Below are 12,409 nucleotides of genomic sequence, written 5' to 3' on the forward strand. Positions count from 1 at the left end.
TCAGGTAATGCGTTCGAGTGCGTGGGAAAGTCGAGAACGAAGCTTGTGCGCGCTTACTGCGTCACGGGCTCGGCTTTCTCGGGCGTCGGCGTGTTGCTCGGATCGGGGGTGGCGGGCTGGGCCGGGGCGATGCCTTCCGGCGAAGCCTTCATCGCATCGACGGCGGTCGCGTGCGCGGCTTCCGGCGAGGGCGCGCCGGCCTTCGCCTTCTGCTCGGCGAGCCAACGCTGGTATTCGACCTTCGAAACGGCCTTCACGACGATCGGCATGAAGCCGTGGTCCTTGCCGCACAGCTCCGCGCACTGGCCGCGGTAGATGCCGGGGGTGTCGATGTCGGTCCAGGCTTCGTTGATGATCCCGGGGATCGCGTCCTGCTTCCAACCCAGCGAAGGCACCCACCAGGCGTGGATCACGTCGTCGGCCGTGATGACGAAGCGGACCTTCGTGTTCACCGGCAGGACGAGCACGTTGTCGACGTCGAGCAGGTAGTTGCGGTCGGCTTCGTTGTTCCAGGACGGCGTCTTGCCGGACTGGCGCATCGCGTCGCTGCCCTTGTCCAGGCGGCTGGTGAATTCCACGCCCTCGCCCAGGTACTCGTACTTCCACATCCACTGGTAGCCGGTGACCTTCACGGTCATCTCGGAATTGCGGGTGTCGTACATCGCGATGAGCTTGGCGGTCGCCGGCCACGCCATGCACACCAGCAGGATGACCGGGACGAGCGTCCACACGATCTCCAGCTTGGTGCTGTGCGTGAAGTTGACATCGGGCTTGGCGCCCTTGGAATGGCGGAACTTCCACATCGCGTAGAACATCGCGCCGAACACGACGATGCCGATGACCACGCAGATCCACAGCGCGACCATGTGGGCGTCGTAGGCCATCCGCGAGGAGTGGGTCACACCCTCGCGCATGTTGAGCTGCCACGGGTGCGGCGAGGACGGCTCGGCGGCCGGCGTCGCGAACGCGGAGGCGGACGCCAGGAGCGCGAACGCCGCGGCGGCGGCACGAACGGCCATCGCCTTGACGCCGGAAGAATTGAAGCCTGCTTTCATCGGTACGAGCCCCGCAGCTGAATGCAATGTCATGTCGTCGGAGGCGAACGGCTGGCTTCGAGCAGCGCCCGAAGACGCGTCGCGAGTTGCCGGCGTTCGCCGGGGCCGAGGAAGGCGCCGACCTCGCAGCGGACTCCGCTGGAGGACAACACGATCGACTCTCCGTCGCCTCCGACCTCCATGCGCACCCAGACCGGGTGTGCGTGGAACGCGGGCGCCGGCTGTGCCGACCGCCAAACCTCGACCGCTTCCGGCCCGATCGAAATGATTTCGCGACGCTCTCCCAGCCGCCACGACCATCGCAGTGCCGCCGCCACGAGCACGCTGTCCAGCAGCGCGAACGCGGGGGCGAAGACGTTGCCGCCCCACCACCCCAGGCCCGCGACCAGCCACATTGCGGCGGCCAGGGAAGCGAACAGGGCGAGGAACTGCCGGGCCGTCAAAGCCCGTGGGGGACGCAACCGGAGTTGCGCACCCGTCCCGACCCCCGACGACACCATCTCGATCATGCCGAACCGCTGCCGGTGTGACGCAAAACCGGCTGCGGAAACCGCGAAATGGTAGCCCCCGGCGACCATGCGGGGCAAGCCGCGCGGCATGTGCGCCGCTACACTATGCGGCTCGCCACGTAACAACGCGGGCCCGATGAATTCGCTTCCCCTCCCCGCGACGGCCGAACGGCCGTTGCTTTCGCCGGAACTGCCGGCGTCCCCCGATCCGCTCCGCGCCGCCATCACGGCCGCCTGGGTGCGCGACGAAACCGAACATGTGCGCGAACTGCTCGCGCAGGCGCGCCAGCCCGACGCCGACCGCGCCGCCATCCAGGCGACCGCGGCCGACCTCGTGCGCCGCGTGCGCGCCCGCGCGCAGGACCAGGGCGCCATCGAGGCCTTCATGCGGCAGTACGACCTCGGCAGCGAGGAAGGCGTGCTGCTGATGTGCGTGGCCGAAGCCTTGCTGCGCATTCCGGACCAGGAGACCGCCGACAAGCTCATCCGCGACAAGCTCGGCGAAGCCGACTGGAAGCGGCACATGGGCCAGTCCGACTCGATCCTCGTGAATGCGTCGACCTGGGGCCTGATGCTCACCGGCCACCTGGTCGACCTGGCCGACGACACCAAGCACGACGTCCACAACGCCTTCAAGCGGCTGATCGGCCGCATCGGCGAACCGGTCGTGCGCCTGGCCGTGCGCCAGGCGATGCGGATCATGGGCCACCAGTTCGTCATGGGCCGCACGATCGGCGAAGCGCTCGCGCGTTCGCGCAAGGGCGACAACGCCGCGTATCGCTATTCGTTCGACATGCTGGGCGAAGGCGCGCTGACGACGAAGGACGCGCTGCGTTATCTCGGCGCGTACCGCGAAGCGATCAAGGCGATCGGCACGAGCGGCAAGTTCGTGGGCACCGATGTGTTCGCCGCGCCGTCGATTTCGGTCAAGCTTTCCGCGCTGCATCCGCGCTACGAACTCGCCAAGCGCGCGCGCGTGATGGCCGAACTCGTGCCGCGCGTGCTCGAACTCGCGCAACTGGCGAAGTCCTACGGCATCGGCTTCACCATCGACGCCGAGGAAGCCGACCGCCTCGAACTCTCGCTCGACGTCATCGGCGCTGCGTATGCCGATGCCTCGCTCGACGGTTGGGAAGGCTATGGCCTCGCCGTGCAGGCCTACCAGAAGCGCGCGCCGTTCGCGATCGATTGGCTCGCCGATCTCGCGCGCCGCACCGGCCGCCGCATTCCGGTGCGCCTGGTCAAGGGCGCGTACTGGGACAGCGAGGTCAAGCGCGCGCAAGTCGACGGCCAGGCGGGCTACCCGGTGTTCACGCGCAAGCCGAATACCGACGTCAGCTATCTCGCCAACGCGCGCCGCATGCTCGATGCTTCCGATGCGATCTACCCGATGTTCGCCACGCACAACGCGCACACGATCGCGGCGATCCACCGCCTCGCGCGCAACGGCACGACGCGGAAGGCCTTCGAATTCCAGAAGCTGCACGGCATGGGCGACGATCTTTACGCCGAAGTCGTGCCGGCCGATCGCCTCGACGTGCCCTGCCGCGTATACGCGCCGGTCGGTTCGCACGAAGACTTGCTGCCGTATCTCGTGCGCCGCCTGCTCGAAAACGGCGCGAATTCCAGCTTCGTCAATCGCATCACCGACGAGAGCGTGGCGATCGACGACCTCGTGAAGGATCCGGTCGAAATCGTCGACGGCTTCGACACCATTCCGCATCCGCGCATTCCGCTGCCGCGCGACGTCTATCGCAGCCAGGCGCACGACATCGCAGACGAACGAGACAACTCCATGGGCCTCAACCTCGCAAACGACGCGCAACTGCGCGCCCTCGCCGAACAGCTCAATTCCGCCGTGACCGGCAACTGGCGCGCGCTGCCGCTCGTGCCGGGTGCGACCCCGGGCGGCGCCGACATCGCCGTGACCAACCCCGCCGACCGCCGCGAACAAGTGGGCACCTGGCGCGCCGCCGATGCGGCGACGGTCGAGCAGGCGCTGCGCAACGCGGTGGACGCGCAGCCGAAGTGGGATGCCACGCCGGCCGCCTCGCGCGCGGCGATCCTCGAGCACGCAGCGACCTTGCTCGAAGCGCGCATGCCGCAGTTCATGGCGATGTGCACGAAGGAAGCCGGCAAGACGATCCCCGACGGCGTCGCCGAAGTGCGCGAAGCGGTCGACTTCCTGCGCTACTACGCCGGCCAAGCGCGCAAGTTGTTCGGGCATCCGGAAAAACTGCCGGGCCCGACCGGCGAATCGAACGAGCTGCACCTCGGGGGCCGCGGCGTCTTCGTGTGCATTTCGCCTTGGAATTTCCCGCTCGCGATCTTCCTCGGCCAGGTCGCCGCGGCGCTCGCCGCCGGCAACAGCGTGATCGCCAAGCCCGCCGAGCAGACCAACCTCATCGGCTATTACGCGGTGAAGTTGCTGCACGAAGCCGGCGTACCCGAAGCGGTCGTGCAATTCCTGCCGGGCGACGGCGCGACCGTCGGCGCGGCGCTCACCAAGGATCCGCGTGTCGCGGGCGTGGCGTTCACCGGGTCGACCGACACCGCGCGCGCGATCAATCGTGCGCTCGCCGCGCGCGATGCGGCGATCGGCGTGCTGATCGCCGAAACCGGCGGCCAGAACGCGCTGATCGGCGATTCCTCGGCGCTGCCGGAACAGTTGATCAAGGATGCGTTGTCGTCGGCGTTCACGTCGGCGGGCCAGCGTTGTTCGGCCGCGCGCGTGCTGTTCGTGCAGGACGACATCGCCGACAAGACGATCGGCATGCTCGCCGGTGCGATGGCCGAGCTGCAGGTCGGTGATCCCGGCTTGCTGTCGACCGACGTCGGCCCGGTGATCGACAAGGATGCGTTCGCGATGCTCGAGTCGCACGGCAAGCGCATGCGCAGCGAAGCCAAGCTGATCGCCGAAGCGAAGATGGATGCATCGACCGAGCACGGCACGTACTTCGCGCCGGTGGCCTTCGAGATCGATTCGATCGACCGCCTGCACAAGGAAGTCTTCGGCCCGGCGCTGCACGTCGTGCGCTGGAAGGCAGAGGACCTGGACAAGGTGATCGATGCGATCAACGCGACCGGTTACGGGCTGACGCTCGGCATCCATTCGCGCATCGACGAGACGATCGAACACATCGTGTCGCGCGTGAAGGTGGGCAATGCGTACGTCAACCGCAACCAGATCGGCGCGGTCGTCGGCGTGCAGCCCTTCGGCGGCCAGGGATTGAGCGGCACGGGCCCGAAGGCCGGTGGCCCGCACTACCTGCCGCGCTTCGGCACGGAGAAGACGGTGACGGTGAACACGACGGCGGCGGGTGGCAACGCATCGCTGCTGACGCTCGGCGAATAAGCTTCTTCGCAGGCATGAAAAAAGCCCCGCTTTCGCGGGGCTTTTTTGTTTTGCCTTGTCGCTGCGCTTAGAACTTGTACTGGCCCGAAAGGCCCCACAGGTTCACGTTCGCGTCGTACGTACCGACCAGCGTCGAGCCGCTGGTGGCCAGCGACGGCGCGAGGTTGACGGTCGGATCGTCCGTCTCGATGCGCGTGTAGCCGGCGCTGATTTCCCAATGTTCGCTCGGGGCCCAGGTGGCGCCGACCGAGAGCCACTGGCGGTCGGCGTCGGGCAGGCGCGGGGTACGCGTTTCATCGCGCGTCGGCGACTGGTCCTGCGCGTAACCGGCGCGGAGGGTCCATTGGTCATTGAGCGCGTATTCGGCGCCGAGCGACCAGAACGAGGTATCCGACCACTGGAACTCCTCGACGGCCGGGTTCGGCTGCTGGCGCGGGTTCTGGAACGCGATCGCGACTTCCTGCAGCGAGGACCACTGCGTGTACGACCAGTCGCCCATGACGGTGAAGTCGTCGGTGATGCCGTAGGTGACCGAGATCGTGTCGACCGACGGGGTCGTCAGCGACGCGCCGCCGCCCGTGTCGACGAACTGGCCCGGCGCGCCGATGGCGAGCAGCGGGGAGACGTTCGCCGGGACGGTGAAGTCGGCCGTGCCTTCGATGTCGTGCTGGATTTCCGAACGGTGCGAGAAGCCCAGCGAGAAGTTCTCGCTCGGGTGGATGTGCATGCCGGCGATCCAGCCGATGCCGGTGTCGTCGCCGGTCACTTCGATCGTGCCGTCGTTCTTCTGCGGGCCGTACGGAGCGGCGACCGGGTTCGGGGTGACGCACAGCGCGACGTTGATCGAGCAGATGCGCGAACCGAAGTCGATGGCCTTCGACAGCGTGGCTTCGGCGCGCTCGTACACCAGGCCGAGGCCGAAGGAGACGTCGCTGCCGAAATCGAACGAAGCGGCGAACGTCAGGTCGACGGTCTTCACTTCCGACTTGATGGCGGTGTAGCGGCCGACCCAGGTGGGTTCGTATTCGGTCTTCAGACCGAACGGCGCGCTGACCATCGCACCGAGCGTCACGCCCGAATCGCCCATCGGGAAGATGGCCGACAGCGCGGGGATCGGGGTGGTGTCGCCAGCGTCGCCGCCGTCGCCGCCGACCAGCGGCTGCTGCAGCGGCGAACCCGCGGCAGCGGAACCGCCGCCGGTGAAGCCTGCCGAGAGGTCGACGATCGTGACGTCGGCCTGCACCGTCGTCTTCTTGAAGGTCGACATGGCGGCGGGATTGTTGGAAACCACGGAGGCGTCGCCGCTGGCGGACGCGCTGCCCGCGAACGCGCGGCCCATCGCCTTGACGCTGTTTTCCTTGAGCTGGAAGCCGGACGCATGGGCCTGGCCGATCGCAAGACCGCCCGCGACGGCGAGCGCGAGTGCGGAGATGCGGATGACGTTGTTCGATTGCATTGCGTGTTGTCTCCGGTGACGAATTTTTTGGTTTTGGGCTCGGGAGGCTCTACGGCCTGCGCCGGCGCGTGCCGGAACCCCTCCCGACGTACGACGCCGTAGGGAAGATACACAAGTCGTTAACTTGTTGCTAACGCCGTGCTGCCGATTTCGTAACGAACGCTCGTTCGCTTTTTGGGCTCGGGTTCAGCGGTTAGGATCGGCCGGCCATGTTCGTCTCCCTCCCTACCCGCCAGAAGCGCGGCCTGCGATGGGCCACGCCGCTGCTGGTTGTCCTGCTGACCGCGGCCTTCCTGTGGGCGACCATGGGGACGAGCGGCGAGCAGCGGGCGCTGGTCATGGGATGGGGCGCGCTGTCGGGCGGCTTCATGTCGCCCGATGCCTGGCCGGCGGCCCTGCAGGACGGGCGGGCGCTGCGGCTGGTCACGGCCCTGTTCCTCCATGCCGACTGGGCCCATCTGGTCGGCAACCTGGTGTTCCTGCTGATCTTCGGCCTGCCCGCCGAGCGGGCGATGGGGCCGTGGCGCTTCCTCGGCCTGTTCCTCTTGGGCGGTGCGGTCGCCAACCTCGCCGCGGCGCTGACCATCGGCGCGCCGGACCGGATCATCATCGGGGCGAGCGGCGCGGTGTCGGCGGTGATCGGCGCGTACCTGGCCTTGTTCCCGCGCGCGAAGCTCGGCGTCGTCCTGCCGCTCGGCTTGTTCCTGGAATTCGTGCGCGCGCCCGCCTCGCTGTTGATCGGCATCTGGGCGTTGCTGCAGGTCGTGTTCGCCTACATCGGGCCCACGCTCGGCGCGGTGGCCTGGTGGGCGCACCTGGCGGGCTTCGCGTTCGGCGTGGTGTTCGCCGTGCTGGTGCGCGCGGCGATCGCGCGGCGTTTGCGGCGGCAGCGCGGGTTCTGAGGCCCGCGCCGGATCAGTTCTTCTTCGGCGCGCTCGGCGACGGCGAGGTCACCGCCACGTTCTTCTTGAGTTCGACCAGCGCGGCCGTGATCGGCGCATCGCCGTCGAGCACTTCGCCCGCGTTGGAGCCCGCGATCTCTTCGTCGCCGCGCAAGTGGCCCGGCAACGTGGCTTCGCTGTAACCGGCCTTGCCGCCGTTGACCGCATCCTTCGCCGGGCGCAACACGACATCGGGCTGGATGCCGAGCGCCTGGATCGACTTCCCGCTCGGCGTGTAATAGCGCGCGGTGGTGAGCTTGACCGAGTCGCCGTTGTCGAGCGGAAGCAGCGTCTGCACCGAACCTTTGCCGAAGGTGCGGCTGCCGACTACGCGCGCGCGGTTGTTGTCGCGCAACGCACCGGCGAGCACTTCCGACGCACTCGCCGAACCGGCGTCGACCAACACGACCACGGGCGCGCCGTTCAAACGATCGCCCGGCGTCGCGCTGAATTCCGCATCGCTCAGCGCCACGCGACCGCGCGTGCTGACGATCTTGCCCTTGTCGAGCAACTCGTCGGCGATCTGGACCGCGGCGGTGAGCAGGCCACCGGGATTGCTGCGCAGGTCGAGCACGAGCCCGCGCAACTTGCCGCCGGCTTCGAGCGTGTCGAGTGCGCGCGAGAAATCCGCGGCCGTGTCGGCCTGGAAGGTCGCGACGCGGATGTAGCCGTAGCCCGGTTCGAGCGCGCGCGAACGCACGCTGGTCACGCGGATCTTTTCGCGCGTGAGCGTGACGTCGAACGGCTTGGGCTTGCTTTCGCGCACGATGGTCAGCACGACCTTCGTGCCCGGCGGCCCACGCAGCGGCGCGGTGTTGCCGTCGGCATCGTCGTCGTCGGCGCTGTCCTCGGCAGTTGCCGAATCGCTCACCGATTTACCGTCGATGGCGATGATGATGTCGTTGGCCTGGATGCCGGCGCGCGCGGCCGGCGTGTCGTCGATCGGCGAGACGACCTTGAGCGTGCGATCGGGCAGCGTCATCAGTTCGACGCCGACACCGGTGTACGCACCCTGCGTCTGTTCGTCGAAGGCTTTCGCGTCGCGCTTGGGCAGGTAGGCGCTGTGCGGATCCAGGTCGAGCAACAGGCCGCGCACCGCCGAGTCCATCAACTTCTTGTCGTCGACCGGATCGACGTAGGCTTCCTTCACCGCGTTGTAGACCCACACGTAACGACGGATTTCGTCGAGCGGGATCCTGGTCGTGCTTTCGGCGGCATCGGGATCGTCGCTGGTCGAGACCTGCTGCTCCGCCTGTTGTTCCGGCGCGGCGGTCGCGGGCGCTTCCTGCGCGAAGGCGCAGCCCGAAGCGAGCAGCAGCAGGAGGGCGTAGGACGGCTTGCGCATGAGAGGGTCCGGTGCGGAGGGGGCGCGGAATACGACTTCGATTATGCAAGCGTGGCGCGTTCGCGCGTTAAGGGCGCGTGGCGTTGGTCATTCGTGGTCACTGGCGTTTCAGCCACGTGTCGGGATTCACGGGCTGGCCGTTGCGGCGCAGTTCGAAATACAGCGCCGCGCGACCCTGCGCACCCGAGTTGCCCACGCTGGCCAGGCCGTCGCCGCGCTTGACCGCATCGCCGGCATCTTTGAGCAGCGCATCGTTGTGCGCGTACAGGCTCATGTAGCCGTTGCCGTGGTCGACGATGAGGATCAGGCCGTAGCCGTTCATCCAGTCGGCGAAGACGACGCGACCGTCGGCCACCGCCTTGACGGTGGTGCCCGCGGGCGCGGCGATGAGGACGCCCTGGCTGGTGCGGCCATCGGGCATCGGGCCGCCGTAGCGCGCGAGCAGGCTGCCGGAGACCGGCCAGCTCAGGCCGCCGACCTGCAGTGCCGGGCCGGTGGTCGTGTTCGGGCGCAGCGGCGTGCCGGGGCCGGGCGTGGTGCTTTTGCTCGCGGCTTTCGCCTTGGCCGCGGCGCGGCGCTCGGCGGCGGCCTGCTCGCGCGCGGCCTTCGCCGCGGCGGCGCGCAACTGTGCGAGCAATTGCTGCAAGGACTTCGCGTCCTGGCCGAGCGCGCGTTCGCGGCTCGCGCGGTCCTTGTATTTCGATTCGATCTGTTCGACCAGCTTTGCGCGATCGGTGCGCGCGTCCTGCAACGACGCCAGTTGCGTGCGTTGTTCGCGACGTGCGGCGTCCAGCGCGGTGCGGCGATCGACGATCTGTTGTTCGAGCACGTCGACTTCGTGGAGTTCCGCGGTGAGCGTGCGGATCCGTTCGGCGCGATCGCGTTGTGCGTACCGGTGATAGGCGAGCGTGCGCTGCGCTTCGTCCACGGTGTCCTGCGCGAGCAGGGCCTTGAGCGCGGAGTCGTCGCCGACGGTGTACGCGGCGCGCACCAGTTGGCGAAGTTCGGTGCGGCGCGCGACCAGCCCGGTGTTGAGCGTGTCGCGACGCTTTTGCAGATCGGCGAGCGCGACCTGGTCGCGGGCGAGCGCACGTTCGGTGTCGCGCACCGCACGGCCGACGCGACCGACTTCCTCGTCGGCATCGCGCAACTTGCGCGACGCATCGCCGCGCTGGCCTTCGAGCTTGCGGCGTTCGGCCGCGACGTCCTTCAGCTCGCTTCGGACCTTCTTGAGTTGTTGCTCGGCGTCCTTGCTGCTTTGCGAAGACGCGGCCCCGGCCGTCAGCGACAGCGCGAGGGCGACGGTGAACGCGGCAAGATATTTCAAGCAGGTCCGATGAGGCTGTGGCCGGTCATCTCGGCCGGTTGCGGGAGACCGAGCAGGGCCAGCATCGTCGGCGCGACATCGCGCAACGCGCCGCCACTGCGCAAAGATTCGACGCGCGGGCCGCCATAGATGGGCGTGCCGACGTAAACGAATGGCACCGGCCCCACGGTGTGGGCGGTGTGCGGCTGGCCGGTGTCGGGATCGCGCATTTGCTCGAGGTTGCCGTGGTCGGCGGTGATGAGCAAGGCTCCCCCGCTGCGGCGCACGGCGGATTCGACGGCGCCGACCGCCACGTCGACCGCCTGCGCGGCCAGGATCGCGGCCGCGATGTTGCCGGTGTGGCCGACCATGTCGGGGTTGGCGATGTTGCAGACGATGACGTCGAAGGCCTGGGAATCGATCGCTTCGACGAGTTTCGCCGTGAGTTCGGGGCAGCTCATTTCCGGTTGCAGGTCGTAGGTGGCGACCTTCGGGCTCGGCACGAGGATGCGCGACTCGCCCGCGTAGGGATCTTCGCGGCCGCCGCTGAAGAAGAACGTCACGTGCGCGTACTTCTCGGTTTCGGCGATGCGCAGTTGCGTCAGGCCGTTTTCCGCGAGGAGTTCGCCGAGCGTGTGGCGAAGATCGTCCGGCGCGAACGCGACGGGCGCGTCGAGCCTGGCGTCGTATTCGGTGAGGCAGGTGAAGCGCGCCAGGTGCGGGCGGCGCGCGGTGAAGCCGTCGAAGTGCGGATCGACGAACGCCGACGCGAGCTGGCGCGCGCGGTCGGCGCGGAAGTTCATGAAGACCACCGCGTCGCCGTCGTGCATCGGCGTGGCGCCTGCGAGCACGGTGGGTGCGACGAATTCATCGGTCTCGCCGCGTTCGTACGCCGCGGCGAGCGCGGCGATCGCATCGGGTGCGCGATGGTCGGCGCGCGCTTCGACGATCGCATCCCACGCGCGGCGCACGCGATCCCAGCGCTTGTCGCGGTCCATCGCCCAATAGCGGCCGCCGACGGTGGCGATGCGGGCGTTGCCCAACGCGTCGCAGCGGCGTTGCAGCGCGACGAGGCTGGTGTGCGCGGATTGCGGCGGCGTGTCGCGGCCGTCGAGGAAGGCGTGGACGCGGACGCGTTCGACGCCCGCCTGCTTGGCGAGGTCGAGCATCGCGAAGATGTGCGTCTCATGGCTGTGCACGCCGCCCGGCGATAGCAGGCCCATGACGTGCAGCGTGCCGCCCCCGTCGCGCGCGGCGGCGCAGCTGGCCAGGAGTTCGGCGTTGGTGAAGAAGCTGCCGTCCTCGATGGCGGCGTCCACGCGCGTCAGGTCCTGGTAGACGATCCGGCCGGCGCCCAGGTTCATGTGCCCGACTTCCGAATTGCCCATCTGCCCGTCGGGCAGGCCGACATGGCGGCCCTCGGTATGGATGAGCGTGTGCGGTTCGGTGGCCCAGAGGCGGCGCCAGTTCGGGATGTCGGCCTGGGCCAGCGCGTTGTCCGTCGGGTCCTCGCGATGGCCCCAGCCGTCGAGGATCAGCAGGACGACGGGCTTGGGACGGGAGGAGACGGCAGCAGGCACGGGGGCTCCGGCATGAACGGGGGACTGTGGAGGATTGTAACGAAGGGGGTTAAACCGAAGTCCTCTTCACCGCATCAGTTGATTGACACCCTGCCCCTTTCCACCAGGACCGACCATGAAGCACGCCCGCCTCACCCTCGCCCTCGCGCTCGCCGTCGCGGCCCTCCCCGCCTTCGCGCAGCACCACGACGAGATCGACAAGGTCAACGGCAGCATCACCGCGCAGCCCGGCGAAACCTACGCCGACCTGAGCACCGTCAACGGCAGCATCAAGGTCGAAAACAGCGCGCAGGCCGACGACGTCGAAACCGTCAACGGCAGCATCTCCGGCGGCGACGCCATCCGCGTGCGCTCGCTAAGCACCGTCAACGGTGGCATCCGCATCGGCACGCAGGCGCAGGTGTCGGACACCATCGAAACCGTCAACGGCAGCATCTTCGTCGACCGCGGCGGCAACATCGGCGACGGCGTGAGCACGGTGAACGGTGCGATCGGCCTGGTCGACACCGATGTTGGCGGCGGCATCGAAACGGTGAATGGCGACATCACGGTCGGCGTCGGTTCGCACGTGCGCGGCGGCATCCACGTGGAGAAGCCGAACAACAACGGTTGGTTCCGGATGAACAACAAGCAGAAGCCGCCGCGCATCGTGATCGGCCCGAATGCGAAGGTCGACGGCGCGCTGGTCTTCGAACGCGACGTCGTGCTTTACGTGCATTCGACCGCGAAGGTCGGCCGCATCAGCGGCGCGACGCCGATCGCCTTCAGCACGCAGACGGCGCCGGACGACCGTCGCTGACGTTTCCCGCCTCGCGGGCCGGCACGGGCCGGCCTGCGATGGCCGTGCTTAAATCTCCGGGTT

General features: G+C 68.1%; 8 protein-coding genes and 1 pseudogene. 3 read left to right on the plus strand and 6 right to left on the minus strand.

From position 1 onward, the window contains the following. Nucleotides 1–53: 53 nt before the first annotated feature. A complete protein-coding gene (gene coxB / locus GN331_RS02160; protein ID WP_156641188.1) occupies nucleotides 54–1,019 on the minus strand; it encodes a cytochrome c oxidase subunit II in 966 nt (321 codons plus the stop codon). A gap of 65 nt (nucleotides 1,020–1,084) precedes the next feature. Beyond that, nucleotides 1,085–1,564, minus strand: coding sequence for a DUF2244 domain-containing protein (locus tag GN331_RS02165; protein ID WP_156641189.1), 480 nt, complete (start codon nucleotides 1,562–1,564; stop codon nucleotides 1,085–1,087). Nucleotides 1,565–1,700: 136 nt separating this feature from the next. On the opposite strand from GN331_RS02165, the gene putA reads away from it, so the two are divergent. Further along, a complete protein-coding gene (gene putA / locus GN331_RS02170; RefSeq protein ID WP_156639918.1) occupies nucleotides 1,701–4,919 on the plus strand; it encodes a bifunctional proline dehydrogenase/L-glutamate gamma-semialdehyde dehydrogenase PutA in 3,219 nt (1,072 codons plus the stop codon). Nucleotides 4,920–4,986: 67 nt separating this feature from the next. Here putA and GN331_RS02175 read toward each other — a convergent pair whose 3' ends face one another. Then, nucleotides 4,987–6,375, minus strand: a complete 1,389-nt coding sequence (locus GN331_RS02175) for an OmpP1/FadL family transporter (protein WP_156639920.1) — start codon at nucleotides 6,373–6,375, stop codon at nucleotides 4,987–4,989. A 209-nt stretch (nucleotides 6,376–6,584) separates the two neighbouring features. On the opposite strand from GN331_RS02175, the gene GN331_RS02180 reads away from it, so the two are divergent. Next, the gene (locus tag GN331_RS02180) at nucleotides 6,585–7,277 is read left to right on the plus strand and encodes a rhomboid family intramembrane serine protease (RefSeq protein WP_156639922.1); all 693 of its coding nucleotides are present in this window, start codon (nucleotides 6,585–6,587) and stop codon (nucleotides 7,275–7,277) included. Here the strand turns inward: GN331_RS02180 and GN331_RS02185 are convergent. The 3 genes and pseudogenes from GN331_RS02185 to gpmI form a co-directional block, all read right to left on the minus strand. Beyond that, nucleotides 7,163–8,661, minus strand: a pseudogene (locus GN331_RS02185) (S41 family peptidase); the annotation flags it as partial. The gene GN331_RS02180 and the pseudogene GN331_RS02185 sit on opposite strands and share 115 nt — an antisense overlap. A 97-nt stretch (nucleotides 8,662–8,758) precedes the next feature. Next, entirely contained in the window at nucleotides 8,759–9,988 is a 1,230-nt protein-coding gene (locus GN331_RS02190; protein ID WP_156639926.1) for a murein hydrolase activator EnvC family protein, read from the minus strand. Beyond that, entirely contained in the window at nucleotides 9,985–11,547 is a 1,563-nt protein-coding gene (gene gpmI, locus GN331_RS02195; RefSeq protein WP_331713330.1) for a 2,3-bisphosphoglycerate-independent phosphoglycerate mutase, read from the minus strand. The genes GN331_RS02190 and gpmI overlap by 4 nt, the downstream gene beginning before the upstream one ends. 115 nt (nucleotides 11,548–11,662) lie before the next feature. Here gpmI and GN331_RS02200 point away from each other — a divergent pair, with 115 nt between their 5' ends. Continuing rightward, nucleotides 11,663–12,346: a DUF4097 family beta strand repeat-containing protein gene (locus GN331_RS02200; protein WP_156639928.1), complete on the plus strand. Its 684-nt coding sequence runs from the start codon at nucleotides 11,663–11,665 to the stop codon at nucleotides 12,344–12,346. The last annotated feature ends 63 nt before the right edge of the window (nucleotides 12,347–12,409 follow it).

The sequence above is a fragment of the Noviluteimonas gilva genome, from assembly GCF_009740395.1.
In the GTDB taxonomy this organism is placed as follows: Bacteria; Pseudomonadota; Gammaproteobacteria; order Xanthomonadales; family Xanthomonadaceae; genus Noviluteimonas; species Noviluteimonas gilva.